The following is a 19130-nucleotide window of genomic DNA, read 5'->3' as shown; positions in this document are numbered from 1 at the left end:
GGCCGATTGCCGCCCCCGGCCGATGCACGATGTCAGACCCGCGAAGCGGCGCCCCAGAGGCGCCGTTTTCGTTACTAGGATGCCGGGCTTGAAGCCGCGCCGCATGTGCGCTTCAAAGGAAGCGAGCCCGGCGGCCGTACCGGGCCGCGCCACAGCGAGGCCCGGATGACCCGTACCGTCGACTATTATTTCTCCGTCGTCAGCCCGTGGGCCTTTATCGGCCATGCCGCCTTCATGGAGGTGGCCAGCCGTCACGCGGTGGGCGTGCGGTTCCGGCCGGTGCAGCTCGGCGGGCTGTTCGCCGAGACCGGCGGCCTGCCGCTGTCCAAGCGCCACCCGGCCCGCCAGCGCTACCGCCTCGTCGAGCTGCAGCGCTGGCGCGAGGCGCGCGGGCTGGAATTCAACATCGCCCCGGCCCACTGGCCGTTCGACGCCGCCCCGGCCGACCGGCTGGTTCTCGCCGCCGCCGAGGCCGGCTACGACGTCGACCCGCTGGTGCGGCGGCTGATGTCCGGCGTGTGGCAGCGCGAGGAGAATATCGGCGACGTCGCCCAGCTCGCCGCGGTGCTGGTGGAGCTCGACCTGCCGATCGACCTGCTGCAGGCCGCCGCCAGCGACGCGGCCGCCTCGCTCTACGAGGCCAACCGGGCGTTGGCGGTGACCGCCGACGTGTTCGGCTCGCCGGCTTATGTGCTCGACGGCGAGGTGTTCTGGGGCCAGGATCGGATCGATCTGCTCGATGCGGCGTTATCCAGCGGGCGGGAGCCCTACGCCGCCGACGCGTGAGGGGCAGGCCTTTGGGGCGTCGACCCCGAGGCGCGACCTGGATGTGGGCCCGCCGCGAAACCGGAGGCGCGACATGATCCGCACCAGCCTGATCGCCGCCGTGCTGCTGATGGCGGCCGGCGCTTCCGCGCAGGAGACGGCCCCGTCCGCGGCGGCGCCGGCACCCGAGGGTGGGCCGAATTTCACCATGCAGCCGGTCGAGGGCGGGGTGCTGCGGCTCGACACCCGTTCGGGCGCGATGAGCTTCTGCACCAGCCGCGCCGGCATCTGGCGCTGCGAGCCGATGCCGGACGAGCGCGCGGCGCTGGAGACGGAGATCGCCCGGCTGCGCGACCGGCTGGCGGCGCGCGAGGGCGGCGCCGGCGTGCCCGACATCATGACGCCGCCGCCGAATGCCGCCCCGCCAGGCACCGCCCCGCCTGCCGATCCCGACGAGCGCAGCCGGTTCGGCCGGACCATGGACGAGGCGATGGAGATGGCGGAAGCGATGTTCCGCCGCTTCTTCGAGATGGTCGAGCGCCTGCGCCGCGACCCGCCGAAGGGCGAGCCGCTCTGAGCCGCTCCCGCCGCTCAGCAGGCGGACAGGAAGCCGTGGATGCGGGCGAGCGCCTGGTCGGCCAGCGCGCCGGGAAAGCCGATGAAGACGTGGCAGCCGCCGGGATAGATGCCGAGCTCGGTGCGGTTGCCCGCCGCCAGCCAGCGCGGCGCCATGAACAGCGTGTCGTCCATCAGCGCGTCGCGGGTGCCCACGGTGAACAAGGCCGGCGGCAGGCCCTTCACATCCGCCCGCAGCGGCGAGATGTCCGGCGTGCCGATATCGCCGCCCTCGCGCAGGTAATGGCCGACGAAGACGTTGATGTCGCGGGTGTTCAGCACCAGCGGCTCGTCGCCCCAGTGCCGCGCGCTGGGCGTGAGGCCGAGATCGTAGCAGCCGGCATGGAGATTGGCGGCGCGGAACGGGGTGAGCCCGTGCCTGTCGCGCAGCCGCAGCAGCGTCACCACCGAGAGATGGCCGCCGGCCGATTCGCCGCCGATGGCGAAACGCTCGGTGCCGAAGCGGGCCGGGCCCTCGCGCACCAGCCACAGGGCCGCCGCCTCGCAATCGTCCGGGGCCGCGGGATAGGGGTGCTCGGGGGCGAGCCGGTAGTCGACCGAGACCACGGCGAAGCCGGTGCGCTCGACGATGCGGTGGTTCAGCCCGTCATTCTCCCGCGCCGAGCCGAGGCACCAGCCGCCGCCATGGATATGCAGGTAGACGCCGCGGGGCTCCGGCGGGGCGAGGATGCGCAGCGGGATCGGGCCGTGCGGCCCGTCGATCTCGATCACCTGCGCCAGCGGGCTGGCGGGGGCGAGCGGGAACGGGCCCCTGCCTTCCAGCCGCACCTTGCGCAGCATGGCCATCGGGAACACCCAGCGGTCCGGCACGGCGCCGAGCGCCTTGACGATGCCGGCATTCACCGCGCGGGTTTCCGGCGAGATGGCGGCCGGATCGAACACGGCCGGGTCGATGACGAATTCGGGCATGGCGGGGGCAGGGGGCTCGGAATGTGTGGGGACGGGGTTTGCCATGGGCGGACGGCGCTCCATGCGGACCTTGGGTGAGGACGTGCTCGGGTGTAGACGTGCCTGGGTGAAGACGTGCATCCGGTACGGTTTGCGCCTATCCAAGCCCAGCCCCGTCCATTCGTCCAGCGCTGCCGAGCCATAGGAGCCATGCCGTGACCGCGATACGCCAGGGCGAGCCGTACGAAAGCCGGGTGACACGCCGTGTCGCTGCCGATCTCGTCGTCGAGACGCCGGGCCGCGGCTTCACCGACCTGACCGGCGCGGTGGCGCGCTTCCTCGGCAGCATCGGCGCCGGCGATGGCGAGGTGTCGATCTTCTGCCGCCACACCTCGGCCTCGCTGACCATCCAGGAGAATGCCGATCCCGACGTGCGGGTCGACCTCCTGGCCGCGCTCGACCGGCTGGCCCCGCAGGATGCCGGCTGGGTGCACGATCTCGAAGGGCCGGACGACATGCCGGCGCATGTGAAGACCGTGCTGACCGGGGTGAATCTCGCGGTGCCGGTCGCGGAGGGGAGGATGCGGCTCGGCACCTGGCAGGCGATCTACCTCGTCGAACATCGCTCGCGGCCGCATCGGCGCGAATTGACGGTGGTATTTGTCGGCGATGGTAACTAAAGGTCGTCAGGTGAGACGAATGTTCATGCCGGCGCCGCCGATACGCCGCACCCTTCCGGGGCGCATGTTCGGCGGTAAAGCTTGCATGAGGGGTGTGACCGAACCATGATCGCCATGCGGCATGCGACGAAGGGCGTAGGCCGAAGCCGAGAGGGCCGTTTTCAGGTGGGTACGACGAGTTTCAGGCTGGTTATCGCCGACGACCATCCGTTGTTCCGCGGTGCGATGCGCGAGGCGGTGACCCGGCAGTTCCCGGAGGCGGAACTGTTCGAGGCCGGCGGATTCGAGGACCTGCAGGCGCTGCTGGAGCAGGAGAGCGACATGGACCTCGTCCTGCTCGACCTCACCATGCCGGGGGTGCGCGGCTTTTCCGGGCTGATGTATCTGCGCGCGCAATATCCCGCCGTTCCGGTGGTGGTGGTGTCGGCGAACGAGGAGGCGGGGGTCATCCGCCACTGCATGGAGTTCGGCGCCGCCGGCTTCATCCCCAAGACCAGCGCGGTGGAGACCATGCGGGGGGCGATCGCCGCGGTGCTGGAAGGCCGCACCTGGACGCCGCCGGATGTCGACCTCTCCGCCGGCAGCGACAAGGCGGCGGCGGCGCTGGTGGCGCGGCTGGCGACGCTGACCCCGCAGCAGGTGCGGGTGCTGATGATGCTGTCCGAGGGGCTGCTCAACAAGCAGATCGCCTATGAGCTCGGGGTGTCCGAGGCGACGGTGAAGGCGCATGTCTCGGCGATCCTGCAGAAGCTCGGGGTGGAGAGCCGCACCCAGGCGGTGATCGCCGCCGCCAAGATCGAGGCCGGCCAGTGGTCGCACGTCGCCGGGTGAGCCGAGGGGGCGGTTTCCCTTCGCCGGCGTGACGTTTCCGCCATGACGTTTCCGCACAAGAGGGCGGTCGTCCGGGCCTGCGCCGTCCGGGAGACGGAGGCGGGGTGCATCCTTCTTCACCTCTCCCCGTCGGGGAGAGGTGGCCCGCGAAGCGGGTCGGTGAGGGGTGACGCGATTGCGGCGCCGAAGAGTCCCCTCACCCCAACCCTCTCCCCGACGGGGAGAGGGGGGTAGTCGCTCCGGGATGTCGGGTCGTATCGCCTCCGTCAGCGGTCCTGGGATGGATGGCCGCGCCTGGCGGCAATGGTGGATGGCCGGCGGGCCGTCGACGTTGATCGGCCGCGGTCGAACCCGGCAACTCCGGGGCAATATCCCCCCGCCTACTCCGCCGCCGCCCGCATGGCGCGCCACTGGGCGAGCAGGGCGCGCAGCGCCGCCGGCCGGACCGGCTTGTTCAGCACCTCCATCTCGGTCGCCCGCGCGGTGTCGCGCACCCGCTTCGAGCGGTCGGCGGTGATCAGTACCGCCGGCAGCGACTGGTCGAGCTTCCAGCGCAGGTGCTTGGTCGCCTCGATGCCGTCGGTCTCGTCGAGATGGTAGTCGATCAGCAGCACGTCCGGCCGGGTGCGCGCCTCGCGCAGCATGGCGAGCGACTGCGGAACGTCCGGGGCCTTCAGCACCAGGCAGCCCCAGCCGGACAGCAGCGTGTCCATGCCGTCGAGGATCGCCGGGTCGTTGTCGATGCACAGCACGCAGAGCCCGTCGAGCCCGGCGAGCGGCGCGGCGGCCGAGCGCGGCGGCGGGCTCGCCTCGGCCGGGATCGGCGGGGCGGGCGGCACGTCGACGGCGAACATGCTGCCATGGCCATGCCGCGAGGACAGTTCGATCGGGTGGTCGAGCACCCGCGCGATGCGCTCGACGATGGACAGGCCGAGGCCGAGGCCGCGCGCGGCCTTCGCGCCCTGGTCGAGGCGCTGGAACTCCTTGAAGATCAGCTTCTGCTTGGAGACCGGCACCCCGAGCCCGGTGTCGAACACCTGGATCCGCAGCCGGCCGCCGGCCGCGCGGGATCGCCGCCGCACGCCGATCAGCACCCGCCCGCGCGGCGTGTATTTGATGGCGTTGGAGACGAGGTTCTGCAGCAGCCGGCGCAGCAGCCGCCGGTCCGAGCGCACCGCCGCCGAGGTCGGCGCGAAGGTGAGGCGCAGGCCCTTCTCCTTGGCGAGCGGGGCGAATTCCAGCTCCAGCTGGCGGAAGATGTCGTCGAGCCGGAACGGCGCGATGTCCGGCTTCATCGCCCCGGTGTCGAGGCGGGAAATGTCGAGCAGGGCGCCGAGGATCTCCTCCACCGCCTCCAGCGAGGCGTCGACATTCTGCGCGAGGCGGATGTCCTCGCCGGTGGCGGCGCGCTCGACCAGGCTGGTGGCATAGAGCCGCGCGGCGTTGAGCGGCTGCAGGATGTCGTGCGAGGCGGCGGCGAGGAAGCGGGTCTTGGAGATGTTGGCGTCCTCGGCCTCGGACTTGGCCTGCGCCAGCTGGGTGTTGAGGCTCTCCAGCGCCTTGGTGCGCTCCTTGACGCGCTTTTCCAGCGTCTCGTTGGCGCGCTCCAGCGCCTCGGCGGCCTCCACCGTTGGGGTGATGTCGGTGAAGGTGACGACCACGCCGCCATCCGGCATGGTGTTGATGCGCACCTCCATCACCACCCCGCGCGGGGCGAGGCGCTCCAGGAAGCTGGTATTGCGCCGGGCGAAGCGGGCGAGTTTTTCGCGCACGATCTCCTCCACCGGGCCGGGGCCGAACAGGCCGCCGGTGGCGCTGAAGCGCAGGATCTGGTCGATGCCCACCCCGATGCGCACGATCTCCGGCGGCAGGTCCAGCATGTCGCCGAACTGCCGGTTCCAGAACACCAGCCGCAGGTCGCGGTCGAACACCGCGATGCCCTGGCGCACATGGTCGAGCGCGGTCTGCAGGATCTCGCGATTGTACTGGATGGCGGCGGAGGCGTCGTCGAGCAGCTTCAGCGCCGCCTTGGTGGAGACGGTGCGCTTCCGCAGCATCAGCGACAGCACGAGGCGCGAGGAAGCGGCGCCGATCGCCGAGGCGAGCAGGTGCTCGGCATAGCGGATCAGCTGGAAATCCGCCTCCCGGCTCGGCTCCAGCGACAGGCCGCGCATGGCGGAGACGCTCTCGAACGAGGCGCGGGTGCGATCCTCGCCGAGATAGCGCGACACGGTGGTGACGAGCTCGCCCACCGTGACCGGCGAGCGCCACAGCCGGAAGCTCGGCGCCGAGGGCGAGCGGTCCGCCTCGACGAAGACGCTGGCCTGCAGCCGCTCGATCGGGCTCGGCTGGCGCATCAGCGACACCGAGATGAAGACGATGAGGTTGACGCACAGGCTCCACAGCACGCCATGGGTGAGCGGCGCCGCGTGCAGGCCGAGCAGCGCCTGCGGGCGCAGGAAGGAGAGGCCGATCGGGCCCTCGGTCAGCAGCGCGTGCGAAAACAGCCCGGCATCGACGAGGCTCGGCAGCAGCAGCGTATAGGCCCAGAGCGTCACGCCGGCGGCGATGCCGGCCATGGCGCCGAGCGCGGTGCCGCGTCGCCAGACGAGGCCGAGCAGCAGCGCCGGGCCGAACTGCGCCACCGCCGCGAAGGAGAGCAGGCCGATCTGGGCAAGCTGCGCCTCGCCGGTGATGCGGTAATAGAGATAGGCCAGCAGCAGGATGGCGAAGATCGCCGCCCGGCGCACCAGCAGCAGCCGGTGGCCCATGTCGACCGGCATGTCGGCCGGCGCCTCGGCCGGCACCGGGCCGGATCGCGCCGGGGCCGCGGGGACGCCGCCGGCCATCTCCTCGCCGGCCGCCTCATCCCGCCCGTTATCGTCGCGGAAATGGCGGCGCCCGCGCACCATCAAGGGCATGAACAGGTCATTGGACACCATGACCGCGAGCGCCACCGTCTCGACGATGACCATGGCGGTGGCGGCCGACAGCCCGCCGACGAAGGCGACCAGCGCCATGCCCTGCGCCCCCACCGACATCGGCAGGGCGAGCACGTACATGTCGCCGTCGATGAAGCCGGGCGGGAAGGTGACCAGCCCGGCAATGGCGATGGGAATGACGAAGATGTTGATGAGGACCAGATAGGTCGGGAACAGCCAGGCGGCGGTGCGCAGCTCGCGCTCCGAGGTGTTCTCCACCACCGCGACGTGGAACTGGCGCGGCAGCATCAGGATGGCCAGCGACGAGAGCACGGTCATCGCCCCCCAGTCGCCGAGCGAGAAGTGCTGCGTCAGCACCGGCAGCACCTCCTTCTCGCGGGCCTGCTCGACGAGGTCGAACGGGCCGGCGAACATCACGAAGGTGACGAACAGGCCGACGGCGATGAAGGAGACCAGCTTGACGATGGATTCCGTCGCCACCGCCAGCATCAGCCCTTCCTGATGCTCGGTGGCGTCGATATGGCGGGTGCCGAACAGCACCGCGAACACCGCCATCGCCATGGCGACCAGCAAAGCGAGGTCGCCGATGACCGGGTAGTGCAGGCCGAGCCCCTCGAAATCGCCCAGCAGCGCCACCAGCGAGATGGCGACCGCCTTCAGCTGCAGCGCGATATAGGGCAGCGAGCCGACGATGGCGACCAGCGCCACCACGGCGGCGACGCCCTGGCTCTTGCCGTAGCGGGCGGCGATGAAATCGGCGATCGAGGTGATGTTCTGCGCCTTGGCGAGGCGCACCAGCCGCAGCAGCAGCGGCACGCCGAAGGCGAAGACCAGGATCGGCCCGACATAGATGGTGAGGAAGTCCACGCCCTGCGTGGTGGCGAGGCCGACCGAGCCGAAAAAGGTCCAGGACGTGCAATAGACCGCGAGCGACAGCGAATAGATGTAGGGCCGCCCACGCTTGCGCGCGCCCTGCGCCTGCCGGTGGTCGCCATAGCTCGCCACGGCAAACAGGAAGCCGATATAGGCGAGGGCGACGGCGATGATGACCCAGGCCTGAAGCATGGGATCTCCGAACAGCGGGGCGGGCCGCCCTTTATGCGCCCGCCGGCCGCGACGGGGCAAGGGATCCACTTATCGCGCGGGACCCACTCATTGCGCGGGATCCGCCCGTCGCGTCCGGTCCGCTTGTCGCACCCTCTGGAGCGCGCGGGCGCACCGGGCCGATGCGGCCGGGAGCTTGCCGCGTCGGCCCGGTGCGCTAAAAGGGTCTCATGAGGAAGTGCGCGCGCCGGATCGCGCCGCCGGCTGGAGGGGATGCGATGCTCAAGGAATTTCGCGAATTCGCCGTCAAGGGCAATGTCGTCGACCTCGCCATCGGCGTGATCATCGGCGCCGCCTTCGGCCAGATCGTCACGTCGGTGGTGTCCGACCTGTTCATGCCCATCGTCGGCGCCATCTTCGGCGGGCTCGATTTCTCCAACTACTTCATCGGCCTCTCCTCCGCCGTCACCGCGAACTCGCTGGAAGCCGCACGCCAGCAGGGCGCGGTGTTCGCCTATGGGCATTTCCTCACCGTGGTGATCAACTTCCTGATCATTGCCTGGATCCTGTTCCTGGTGGTCAAGGGCATCAACCGCCTGCGCCGCAAGGCCGCCGACACCCCGGCGGCGCCGGCGCCGCCGACCACGGAAGAGATCCTGCTCACCGAGATTCGCGACCTGCTGGCGAAGAAGGCCTGATCGGGTGGATCGTCAGGAGTGCCGGCCTTGAATGACGCCGCCCTGCGCCGGCAGGCGCTGATCCGGCGCGGCTCGCGGCTCGCCCGCCAGGTGCTGGTGTTCGGCCTCGTCGGCGTCGCCGCGGCGCTGGTGCATTTCGGCATATTGGCGGCGCTGGTCGAGAGCGGCCTCGCCGGCCCGGTGCCGGCCTCGGCGCTCGGCTTCGTCGCGGCGGCGGCGGCGTCCTATGCGATGAACCGCCGCTTCACCTTCAACGCCACCCGCGGCCACAAGGGCGCGGTGCCGCGCTTCGCCGCGGTGGCGACCGGCGGGTTCCTGCTCAACGCGGTGCTGATGGAGGTGCTGGCGGTGCGGCTCGGCGTGTTCTACCTGCTGGCGCAGGCGCTGACGATACTCACCGTGATGGGGTGGAACTTCCTCGGCTACCGCCTCTGGGCGTTTTCCCATGTGGATCGATCCTGATCGCGCCCGCCCGCGAGGGATCGCCGGCCCGGACGGATCGGTCCCTTCGGGCTAGGCAATCGCTCTCCCCCTGTGTTAGCCGTCCAGCCGGACGAAGCGTGGCAGGGATGAGATGACGCGGCGAGTGCTTGTGACCGGCGGGGCCGGCTTCATCGGTTCGGCGGTGGTGCGCCGCCTGGTGCGGGCCGGCTGGGACGTGCTCAATGTCGACAAGCTGACCTATGCCGGCAACCTCGCCTCGCTGAACGAGGTGCATAACAGCACGAACTACCGGTTCCTCAAGGCCGATATCGGCGACGGGAGGGCGATGCGCGAGGCGCTGGAAGGCTTCCGGCCCGACCTCGTCATGCACCTGGCCGCCGAATCCCATGTCGACCGCTCGATCGATGGGCCGGGCGACTTCATCCAGACCAATGTGGTCGGCACCTTCAACCTGCTGCAGGAGGCGCTGCGCTACTGGCGCTCCCTCGATGCCGCGGCGCAGAAGGCGTTCCGCTTCCACCACATCTCCACCGACGAGGTGTTCGGCACGCTGGGCGAGGACGGCCTGTTCCGCGAGGACACGCCCTACCAGCCCAATTCGCCCTATTCGGCCTCGAAGGCGGCCTCCGACCATCTGGTGCGGGCCTGGTTCCACACCTATGGGCTGCCGGTGGTGATGTCGAACTGCTCGAACAATTACGGGCCGTACCATTTCCCGGAAAAGCTGATCCCGCTCACCATCCTCAACGCGCTGGAGGGCAAGCCCCTGCCGATCTACGGCAAGGGCGAGAACGTGCGCGACTGGCTCTATGTCGACGACCACGCCGCCGCGCTGGAGCTGATCGCCACCACCGGCCGGCTCGGCGAGAGCTACAATGTCGGCGGCAACAACGAGCGCCGCAACATCGACGTGGTGCGCACCATCTGCGCCATCATGGACCGGGTGGTGCCCGATGCCGCCATCGGCCCGCGCGAAAGGCTGATGACCTTCGTCACCGACCGGCCGGGGCACGATGCACGCTACGCCATCGACGCCGCCAAGCTGAAGGCCGAGCTCGGATGGGTGCCGTCCGAGACCTTCGAGAGCGGCATCGAGAAGACCGTGCGCTGGTATCTCGACAATGCCGCCTGGTGGGAGCCGCTGAAGGCCAGCTACGACCGCTCGCGCCTCGGCACGGCCGGCTGAGCCCCTACGCCGTCTCCCCCGTGCCCGGCAGGTCGCCGCGCGGTTGGCGCGGGCCGGCCGGATGACGGGCCGGCAGCGCGTAGAGGCTGTCGCGCCGCAGGTTCGGGCTGTAATGCGGGTCGACATGCGAGGCCGGCGCCCAGCGCCGTTCGAACCGCGCCCATTCCATCAGGCGCTTGTCCGAGATCGGCGCCTCGGGATCGTCCAGCCGGGAGGCGGATTCGCGATGCACCAGCCGGGCGAACGGGGTGAACACCACCTCGTAGCCGGCGCGGCGGGCGCGCAGGCACAGGTCGATGTCGTTGCAGTCCTCGGCGAAGTCGATCTCGTCCAGCGGGCCGACGGCGTCGAGGCAGGCGCGGGTGACCAGCAGGCAGGCGCCGGTGACCGCCGAGAGGTTCTGCCGCATGGCGAGCCGGCCGCGATAGCCGCCGGCATCGGCGGGGGCCTGCACGAACCAGTGGCCGCCGGCCCCCTCGCGCAGGCCGACGATGAAGCCGGCATGCTGCACGCCGCCGGCGGGATAGGTGAGCTTCGCCCCGACAATGCCGGTGGCGGGCAATGCCGCGAGCGCCACCATCTCGCCCAGCCATGACGGCTCGACAATCTCCATGTCGTTGTTAAGCAGCAGGATCATCGCGCCGCGCGCCTGTGCGATGCCGGCATTGCAGATGCGGGCGAAGTTGAAGTCGCCGGGATCGCGCACGATCCGCGTCGCCGGCCACAAGGCGGCGATCTCCTCGAACAGCGCGAAGCTCGCGGGTTCGCGCGAGGCGTTGTCGACGATGACGATCTCGAAGGCGCGATAGGCGGTGACCTCGATCAGCGTGCGCAGCGTGGTGCCGAGCAATTCGGCGCGGTCGCGGGTCGGCACGACGATCGAGACCAGCGGCGGCGGCGAGGGGAGGGGATAGAGCGGGCGCAACTGCCGGCGCGGGCTCGCGGGGTCGATGGGCGCGGTCTCGACCGGCAGGCCGAGGCGGGCGGACAGCGCCTCGGCCGCCCGTTCGCAGTCTTCGGGCAGGAAGCCGTCGGTGTCCCGCGCCGGCCCCTCATAGGCGATGCGCGGGATGTGCAGGATGCGGGCGGGGGAAACCGCCTCGACATGGCGCAGGATGAGGTCGTGCAGCGCCGCGCCGCCGAGCTCGGGCCTGAAGCCGAGCGCGCGCGCCTCGGCGGCGGGCAGGGCGACGAGGCTGCCGACATAATTGCCGGCGATGAGCAGGTGCCGGTTGAAGGCCGGCTTGAAGGCGGCGCCGAGCGGGCGGCCGCCGGCGTCGAGGAACGCCTCGTCGGTATAGGCGAGGGCGCAGTCGGGCATATGCGCGAAGGCGTCGCGGATCATCGCCACCGCGTCGCGGGTGGGCGCGCCGCGCGGATCGAGCGGCACGAGGATGCCGCTCGACGCCGCGGCGATCGCCGCCTCCAGCCCGCCGGCGGCATCGCCCGGCGCCTCGACGAGGCGGGCCGGGAGGGCGGCGAGCGCCGCCCGCTCGCGCGCCAGCCGCTCCGGCGGCACGGCGAGTATCCAGGAAAACGACGGGTCGGTCTGCGCGGCGAGCGCGTGCGCCGCCGCCTGCAGGCCCGCGAGCGGGACATTGCCGGCGCCGGAGGCGAACGCCACCGGCGGGGCGGCCGAGGCGGGCGGCACGGCGGCGAGGTCGCCGGCGAGGTCGCCGACATGGCGGGCATGGTAGCGGCGATAGTCGGGCCGATTGAACAGGTCGGCAGCCGGCGAGGTCCACAGCGTGCGCTTGAGGCGGCTGCGCAGGGCTTTCACGGCTTTCCTCATCGCCTTGAAGGAAGGATCTCCCCGGCCGGCGGCCCGTGCCCGCCATGCCTGCAGCCAGAGCAGCGAGCGGGCGAGGGGATACCAGCCGAGCCGCGGCGCGACGGCATCGCCCTCGAGGACCAGCCGGGCGGCGCCCCGGGGCAGCGCCACCGCCTCCAGCCGGCCGGCGCCGGAGAGGGAGGCCTGGCCGGAGGGGGAGGCTTGGGAAGGGGGCGCCAGCGACGTGGCGGCGAGCGACGTGGCGGCGAGCGTCGCGCCGCCGGCATCCTCGACGACGAGCCGGGCGGCGCCGACGCCTTCGATCCACAGCACCAGCGGTCGCGGGGCCAGGAGGCGCAGCGCCAGCGGCAGGCGGACGCGGAAGGCGCCGGGGCCGATGGGCGTCGCCGTGAGCGGGAAGGGCGGAAGTCGGCCGAAGGGCATCGGGCACTCGCTGGGGTCTCGCCTGGAGCCCTCTCCGATCGGATGACATCAGCCGATCGGCAAGAAGACGCTCTTGATCCGGCAGGCCTGTTCCGGGTCGACTTAGCCGAGCCCGGCACGCTTCACAATGCCGATGAGGGCGTCCTACGCACACTGCCGATTGACAGGGCGAAGGCCGGCAGGGGAGAAGAGCGCTCCCTACCGGGCGCGGCCCGGCGCGTCCTCGTCTTGAAGGCCCGTCTTTCGATGCAGAGCAGACCCCACGTCGCCGTCCTCGTGCCCTGCCACAACGAAGCCGCTTCGATACGGGCCGTGGTGGAGGGCTTCCGGGCCAGCCTGCCCGACGCCAGGATCTATGTGTATGACAACAATTCCACCGACGACACCGCCCGCATCGCCGCCGATGCCGGCGCGGTGGTCCGCTACGAGAAGCGCAAGGGCAAGGGCCATGTGGTGCGCCGCATGTTCGCGGACATCGACGCCGACGTCTATGTGATGGTGGACGGCGACGACACCTACGACGCCTCGGTGGCGCCGGAAATGGTGAGCCGGGTGCTCGACCGGCAGAATGACATCGTCAACTGCGCCCGCGAGGCGACCGCCGACGCCGCCTTCCGGCGCGGGCACAAATTCGGCAACTGGCTGCTGACCTTCCTGGTCTCGTCGGTATTCGGGCGCCAGAACGACGACATGCTGTCGGGCTACAAGGCGATGTCGCGGCGGATGGTGAAGTCGTTCCCGATCAAGAGCACCGGCTTCGAGATCGAGACCGAGCTGCTGGTGCATTCGCTGGAGCTGGACCTGCCGATCGACGAGATCTCCGCCCCTTATCGCGAGCGTGGCGAGGGATCCGAAAGCAAGCTCAGCACCTATCGCGACGGCATCCGCATCCTGTGGCTGATCAGCCACCTGATCCGCGAGGAAAAGCCGCTGCCGTTCTTCTCGGCCGTCGGGGCGGTGCTGGTGCTGTCGGCGCTGGTGCTCGGCGTGCCGCTCTTCGTCGAATTCGAGCGCACCGGCCTGGTGCCGCGCCTGCCGAGCGCGGTGCTGGCCACCGGCCTGACGCTGTCGGCCTTCCTGTCCTTCACCATCGGCCTGGTGCTCGACGGTGTGGCGCGCGGGCGCCGCGAAGCCAAGCTGCTCAGCTACCTCGCGGTTAAAGCGCCGGAAAGCCCTTGACGCTACAAAAGGAAACCGCCCGGCAGGTTCCGTGCGATAAGTCGCTTGGTGCGGAGCCGGGAATCTCACTAAACCTTGGAAATGGCGGCGAGCCATCTTCGCTACGGACCAAACTGCGCCCCGGAAGGAGCCGCAACGAGAATGCCCGAGACAGATAGCCTCGCCCATGGGGCGCCGAATGCCGGGCGGCGTCGGCGGCGCATGACGCGATTCTTCCAGAAGCTGTTGCTCTCGCCGCTGTTCCACGCTGATGGCCGGCCGCGCAAATGGCTTCGCAAGGCGCTGTTTCACAGTAACGGGCGCCCGCGCGGCGATCTGCGCTTCATCGTCCAGCACAAGAACGGCCGGCCGCGCAAGCCGTTCTGCCGCTATATGGAAACGGTGGCGCGCAACCGCGCCGCATCCGCCCTCGCCGCCGCCGCCAATGCGCCGAAGACCCCGCGCCTTTGGTTCTTCATGGGCGACACGCTCGACTGGATGTCCTCGCATGCGCATGTCACCGGCGTCGGCCGGGTGACCAGCGAAATGTTCGCCGGCGGCCTCGATGGCAGGAAGGAGCCGATCTGGTTCCCCGCCATCACCGCCGGCCACGGGATCGGCGCCTGGCATCGTCCCGGCCATCGCCACCCGAATTCCGACGCCGAGGCGGCGCTGTGGGCGCAGCTCGAGGCGGTGCCGCGGCCGGACGGCGAGCCGCGCGCCGGCGACCATGTCGTGTTCACCGGCGTGGTGTGGACCGCCTATTATGTCGAGCTGCTGCGCCGCGTGCGGGCGCAGGGCATCGGCTACAGCGTGCTGGTGCACGACATCATCCCGATCCAGCGGCCGCGCGAGGCCAATCCCCGCCAGCTTTCCGAGTTCAAGTACTGGCTGTCGGAGGTCGCGCGCGAGGCGGAGGCGATCCTGGTCTCCTGCGACACGGTGCGCCGCGACATCGAAGCCTGGTGCGCTGCCGAGACGATAACGCCCAGGGGGCGCATCCATGTCGTGCCCTTCGGCCCCAGCGTCACGCCGGCGCGGGAGGCCGGGGCGCCGCTTCGCGCCGGGGTGGGCGCGCCCTTCGCGCTGAGCGTCGGCACCATCGACACCCGCAAGAACCAGAGCCTGCTGGTCGCCGCCTGGCGCCGGCTCTTCGACGAGATCGGCGCCGAGCGCCTGCCGCTGCTGGTGCTGGTCGGCCGCGACGACCTGAAGCTCGCCGACACGCCGGACGCGATGGCGCTGTGGGAGGCCGGCCGCCTGCAGGTGCTGACCGACGTCACCGATGCCGAGCTCGACGGCCTCTACCGCGCCTGCCGGTTCACCGTCTTTTCCTCGCTGGCGGAGGGCTACGGCCTGCCGGTGGCCGACAGCCTCGCCTATGGCAAGCCGGTGGTGGTCTCCGACCTGCCGCCGGTGCGCGAATATGCCGGCGACCTGCCGTTCTATTTCGACCCGACCGATCTCGAATCGGCGATCGGGGCGCTGCGCCGCGCCATCGTGGACGTGCCGGCCATCGAGGCGGCGGAGGCGCGGATCCGCGAGACGTGGCGGCCCGGCAGCTGGAAGAGCTCCGCCAACCGCGCCTATGCCGCGCTCGCCGACCTGCTGGTGCCCGACGACCGCACCGGAAGGCTGCTGCCCTCGCTCAAGCTCGGCATCCCGGTGGAGGAGCTGAAGGCGCGGGCGCGCATCTGGTGCGATACCGACGCGCCCGAGGTGTCGATCCTCGTCATCAACTGGAACGCCGCCACCATGACCCGGCTGTGCGTCGAGCACATCTGGGCGCATACCGGCGGCGTGACCTACGAGATCCTGATCGCCGACAATGGCAGCCGGCGCGCCGACCTCGCGGTGCTCGACGATCTCGGGCCGGGGGTGCGGCTGTTCCCGCTGGGGGTGAACCGCTTCTTCGGCGAGGCCAACAACATCCTCGCGGAGAAGGCGCGCGGCCGGCTGCTGTGCCTGCTCAACAACGACGTCTTCGTCGCGCCCGGCTGGCTCACCGGGCTGAAGGACGAACTCGCGGACCATCCCGAGGCCGCCGCCGCCGGGCCGCTCTTCCTGTTCCCCGACGGCATGGTGCAGGAAGCCGGCGGCACGCTGGACGAGACCGCCTATCCCTCGCGGCACTTGCGCGGCCTGCCGGCCGCCTCGCTCGGCGAACTGCCCTCGCGGGCGATGGACTACGTCTCAGCCGCCTGCCTCCTGGTGCATGCCGACGCTTTCCGCACCGCCTGCGGCTTCGATCTCAACTATGAGCCGGCTTATTACGAAGACACCGACCTGTGCTTCAAATTCGCCGCCATGGGCCGGACGGTGCGGCTGCGCCCGGCGGTGGAGGTGGTGCATCTGGAGGGCTATTCCACCGACGAGCGAGCGATCCCCTCCGTCCGCAAGCAGGCGCTCGGCGATCTCAACCGCGCCAAGTTCTTCGCCCGCTGGGGCGCCTATCTGAAGGCGCGCGATCCCGTCGAGCTCGACAAGGTGCGCGCCGAGGTGATCGGCGACACCGCGCCGCGGCCGGCGCGCGCGCTGCCCGCGCGCCGCGCGCTCATCTACACGCCCTATGGCATCACGCCGGGCGGCGGCGAGCGCTACCTGATGACGCTCGCCGCCTCGCTGACCGACCGCTACGCGGTGACGGTGGTGACGCCGCACGCCTATAGCCGGCTGCGGCTCAAGTCGCTGGGCCGGCTGTTCGACATCGATCTCGACGACTGCGCCACCGCGACCGAGGACGAGCTCGACGCACTGGCGCCCTTCGACCTGATGGTGACCATGGGCAACCATGTGATGCCGCCGGTGCCGGCGCGCGCGCCGCTGAGCTATTACCACTGCCAGTTCCCGTTCCCGACCGGCCGTCGCGAGCGGCCGGACCTGGCGCTGCTCGACGGCTATGCGGGCTTCGTGGTGAATTCCCGCTTCACCCGCGGTGCGGTCGAGACCGGGCTGCGCCGCCTCGGCCTGCCGCCCCGGAACATCGCGGTGATCGAGCCGCCGGTGCCGCAATTCACCGGCGACGCGGGGGCGAAGAAGCCGATCATCCTGTCGGTCGGCCGTTTCTTCGCCGGCGGCCATTCCAAGCGGCACGACCTGCTGATCAACGCCTTCCGCACCCTCTACGAGGCCGGCGGCATCGAGGCCGAGCTGCATCTGGCCGGCTCCTCCATGCCGGGGGCCGAGCACATGGACCATCTGCGCGAGCTGCGCCGCCTCGCCGAGGGGCTGCCGGTGACGTTCCACGTCAACTGCTCGACGCAGGACCTGGCCGCCCTGTACCGCGACGCGGCGGTCTACTGGCACGGCACCGGCCTCGGCGCCGATCTCGCCGCCCATCCCGAGCTCGCCGAGCATTTCGGCATCGCCATCGTCGAGGCGATGTCGGCGCAATGCGTGACCTTCGCGCTCAGGGCCGGTGGCGCCCGCGAGATCATCCATGACGGCGTGGACGGTTTCCTCTATGACGACCTGGCCGATCTGGTATCGCGCAGCCGCGCCATACTGGCGCCGGGGGCGGGCGGCAAGCGCACGGCGATCGGCTGGGCGGCAGGGGCCCGCGCGGCGATCTATGCGCCCGAGCGCTTCACCGACAAGCTGCGCGGGCTGATCGCCTGATCCATGTGCGGGATCCGCGCGATGCCGTGCGGCTGCCGCGGCCGACGAAACGGGAGCGACCAATGACCGACCGCCTCGCGGCTTCGACGGCATGGATGCAGCGCCACGCGGTGCCGCTGGTCCTCGCGCTCTATGTGGTGTTTTTCCTGGCGGTCGGCGTGCACATGCGGGGCGACGGCACGCCGGACCTGCGCATCTACCATCGCTATAACGGCTATGTCGCGGCGACCGGCCCGCGGCCGCAGGACATCGCCCCGGCGCAGCTGCAGACCTTCTTCTATCCCGGCATCGACGCGCATTACTACCGGCTGACCACGGCGCTGAACGACCGTCCCAGGCTGCTGCATGCGCTGATGGCGCTGCCCTATGCCTTCGCCGCCTTCCTCGTCTTCCTTGTCGGGCGGCTGGCGATCCCGCCGGAATGGCCGCGCCGCGAGGGGATGGCGGCGCTGGCGGCGCTGTTCGGCATCACCGGCGCGGCCTCGCTCTCCACCGTCGGCACCACGATGAGCGAGATTCCCCAGAGCCTCCCCTTCCTCGTGGGCACCGCGCTGTGGTTCGGCCATGTCGCCTATCGTGGACCCGGAGCCCGGCAGAATCCATGGCTGGTGCTGCTCGCCGGCGCGCTCTGCGGAGCGACGGTCGCCTTCAAGCTGACCAGCGTGCCGCTGTTCGTCGGCCTGTTCGTGGCGGTGTTCCTCGCCTCGCTGCCGCGCTGGAGGAACGGGGTGGCGGCGGCCTTCCTGTTCGGCCTCGCCGGGGTGATCGCGACGTGCGTCGTCATCGGGCCGCACTGGCTGCACAATTACCAGATGACCGGCAATCCGGTCTTCCCGATCTACAACAACATTTTCCGTTCCGACTGGGTCGATCCCGGCCAGTGGACGGACGACCGCTTCAAGCCGGCCGACCTGCTGTCGAAGCTGTTCTACCCGGCGGCCTGGGCGTTCACCCTGTCGCACCGGGCGATCGAGCTCAACATGCGCGATCCGCGCATGCTGCTGGCGCTCGCCGCCTTCGTCGCGACGGCCGTGCTGCTGGCGCGCGGCGCGCTCACCCGGCCGGAGCGGCCGGCGACGCGGGTGAGCGCGCTGCTCGGCGTGTTCCTGTTCATCGCCTATGTGCTGTGGGAGGTGCAGTTCTCGATCTACCGCTATCTCGCGGTGGTGGAGAGCTTCGCGGGCGTGTTCATCGTCGGCGTCGTCGCGGCGCTGGTGCCGCCGCGCCAGATCCTGCGGGCCGGGTGGGCGCTGGTGGTCATCGGCGTGGCGACGGCGGCGTTCACCAAATATCCGTGGTGGGACCGCGCCAACAAGGCGCCGCACGCGGTGGAGGTGTCGCTGCCGCCGGTGCCTGCCGACGGCATGGTGGTGATCCTCGACGATTCCGCCCTGTCCTTCGTGGTGCCGGAACTGCCGCCCAGCGTGCCGGTGATCGCCGCCAACAGCAATCTCGTGCGCCCCGGCGTGCGGGCGGCGCCGGCGCCGGCGGATGCTGCCGGCGCGTCGGCGACGCTGCAGAAGCGTATCGAGGAGGCGATCGCCAGCCATCCCCGGCCGGTCGCCGCGGTGGTCATCCTCGACGACGAGGCGCTGGCCAGGCTGTCGCTGATGGTGGGCGAACTGCCGGCGGGCGCGCGGCTCATCCCCGCCGACACCCTGCTGGCGGGCACCGGCGCCGTCGAGGCGCGGCCCGGCACCGAGGGCACGCTGCTGAAGCGCATCGAACAGGCCATCGCCGCCCATCCCGGCCCGATCTGGGGATTCGAGAACGTGCGCAACACGTCCGGCCAGGCCGAGCAGACATTGTCCTATTTCGGCCTCAAGCGTACCGATGACTGCGCGCCGATCGTCTCCAACATCGACGTTGCCGGCGCGCGCGGCTGCCGGCTGGAGAGGGTGACGCAACCCTGAGGCGCCGGCCGACGGCGCCGATCGGCCCGGCGCCCCGCCGATGCCGGGCCTGCCGGCGGTACGGTTTTGACGTCCGGCCGGAAAAACGTTCTGCTGCACCGGGGGGCGCAGT

The 19130-nt window shown here is 70.6% G+C and carries 14 protein-coding genes; 10 read left to right on the top strand and 4 right to left on the bottom strand.

The window, feature by feature from the left end:
- The first annotated feature begins 165 nt into the window (after window positions 1-165).
- Together AC1RU4_RS05515 and AC1RU4_RS05510 are read left to right on the top strand one after the other, a co-directional pair.
- Entirely contained in the window at window positions 166-786 is a 621-nt protein-coding gene (locus AC1RU4_RS05515) for a 2-hydroxychromene-2-carboxylate isomerase (protein ID WP_492890020.1), read from the top strand.
- 73 nt (window positions 787-859) lie between these two features.
- Complete coding sequence (locus AC1RU4_RS05510) at window positions 860-1342, top strand: hypothetical protein (RefSeq protein WP_492890019.1); 483 nt, start codon at window positions 860-862, stop codon at window positions 1340-1342.
- A 14-nt stretch (window positions 1343-1356) separates the two neighbouring features.
- Here AC1RU4_RS05510 and AC1RU4_RS05505 read toward each other — a convergent pair whose 3' ends face one another.
- Window positions 1357-2310 (bottom strand): alpha/beta hydrolase, encoded by a 954-nt coding sequence (locus tag AC1RU4_RS05505; protein ID WP_492890018.1) that lies wholly within the window; start codon window positions 2308-2310, stop codon window positions 1357-1359.
- Between the two features lie 194 nt (window positions 2311-2504).
- On the opposite strand from AC1RU4_RS05505, the gene AC1RU4_RS05500 reads away from it, so the two are divergent.
- Window positions 2505-2969, top strand: a complete 465-nt coding sequence (locus tag AC1RU4_RS05500) for a secondary thiamine-phosphate synthase enzyme YjbQ (RefSeq protein ID WP_492890017.1) — start codon at window positions 2505-2507, stop codon at window positions 2967-2969.
- A gap of 6 nt (window positions 2970-2975) precedes the next feature.
- On the opposite strand, the gene AC1RU4_RS05495 is transcribed toward AC1RU4_RS05500, so the two are convergent.
- Window positions 2976-3176, bottom strand: a complete 201-nt coding sequence (locus AC1RU4_RS05495) for a hypothetical protein (protein ID WP_492890016.1) — start codon at window positions 3174-3176, stop codon at window positions 2976-2978.
- 18 nt (window positions 3177-3194) lie between these two features.
- Here AC1RU4_RS05495 and AC1RU4_RS05490 point away from each other — a divergent pair, with 18 nt between their 5' ends.
- Window positions 3195-3800: a response regulator transcription factor gene (locus AC1RU4_RS05490; protein ID WP_492890125.1), complete on the top strand. Its 606-nt coding sequence runs from the start codon at window positions 3195-3197 to the stop codon at window positions 3798-3800.
- A 380-nt stretch (window positions 3801-4180) separates the two neighbouring features.
- Here the strand turns inward: AC1RU4_RS05490 and AC1RU4_RS05485 are convergent, their stop codons facing one another.
- Complete coding sequence (locus AC1RU4_RS05485; RefSeq protein WP_492890015.1) at window positions 4181-7807, bottom strand: PAS domain-containing hybrid sensor histidine kinase/response regulator; 3627 nt, start codon at window positions 7805-7807, stop codon at window positions 4181-4183.
- A 257-nt stretch (window positions 7808-8064) separates the two neighbouring features.
- Here AC1RU4_RS05485 and mscL point away from each other — a divergent pair, with 257 nt between their 5' ends.
- From mscL to rfbB, 3 genes are all read left to right on the top strand, one after another.
- Window positions 8065-8484: a large conductance mechanosensitive channel protein MscL gene (gene mscL, locus AC1RU4_RS05480; RefSeq protein WP_492890014.1), complete on the top strand. Its 420-nt coding sequence runs from the start codon at window positions 8065-8067 to the stop codon at window positions 8482-8484.
- Between the two features lie 27 nt (window positions 8485-8511).
- Entirely contained in the window at window positions 8512-8946 is a 435-nt protein-coding gene (locus AC1RU4_RS05475; RefSeq protein WP_492890013.1) for a GtrA family protein, read from the top strand.
- A 112-nt stretch (window positions 8947-9058) separates the two neighbouring features.
- Window positions 9059-10114, top strand: coding sequence for a dTDP-glucose 4,6-dehydratase (gene rfbB / locus AC1RU4_RS05470; RefSeq protein ID WP_492890012.1), 1056 nt, complete (start codon window positions 9059-9061; stop codon window positions 10112-10114).
- A gap of 4 nt (window positions 10115-10118) precedes the next feature.
- Here rfbB and AC1RU4_RS05465 read toward each other — a convergent pair whose 3' ends face one another.
- Window positions 10119-12329: a glycosyltransferase family 2 protein gene (locus AC1RU4_RS05465; protein WP_492890011.1), complete on the bottom strand. Its 2211-nt coding sequence runs from the start codon at window positions 12327-12329 to the stop codon at window positions 10119-10121.
- A gap of 246 nt (window positions 12330-12575) precedes the next feature.
- Here AC1RU4_RS05465 and AC1RU4_RS05460 point away from each other — a divergent pair, with 246 nt between their 5' ends.
- The 3 genes from AC1RU4_RS05460 (at window position 12576) to AC1RU4_RS05450 (ending at window position 19018) form a co-directional block, all read left to right on the top strand.
- On the top strand, window positions 12576-13508 hold the full coding sequence (locus AC1RU4_RS05460; protein WP_492890010.1) for a glycosyltransferase family 2 protein: 933 nt from the start codon (window positions 12576-12578) through the stop codon (window positions 13506-13508).
- A 141-nt stretch (window positions 13509-13649) separates the two neighbouring features.
- Window positions 13650-17105, top strand: coding sequence for a glycosyltransferase (locus AC1RU4_RS05455; RefSeq protein WP_492890009.1), 3456 nt, complete (start codon window positions 13650-13652; stop codon window positions 17103-17105).
- A gap of 62 nt (window positions 17106-17167) precedes the next feature.
- Entirely contained in the window at window positions 17168-19018 is a 1851-nt protein-coding gene (locus tag AC1RU4_RS05450) for a glycosyltransferase family protein (RefSeq protein ID WP_492890008.1), read from the top strand.
- Window positions 19019-19130 lie beyond the last annotated feature (112 nt).

This window comes from Ancylobacter sp. GW821-FHT10E12 (assembly GCF_058809335.1).
This window is presented reverse-complemented; position numbering and strand designations above follow the sequence as displayed.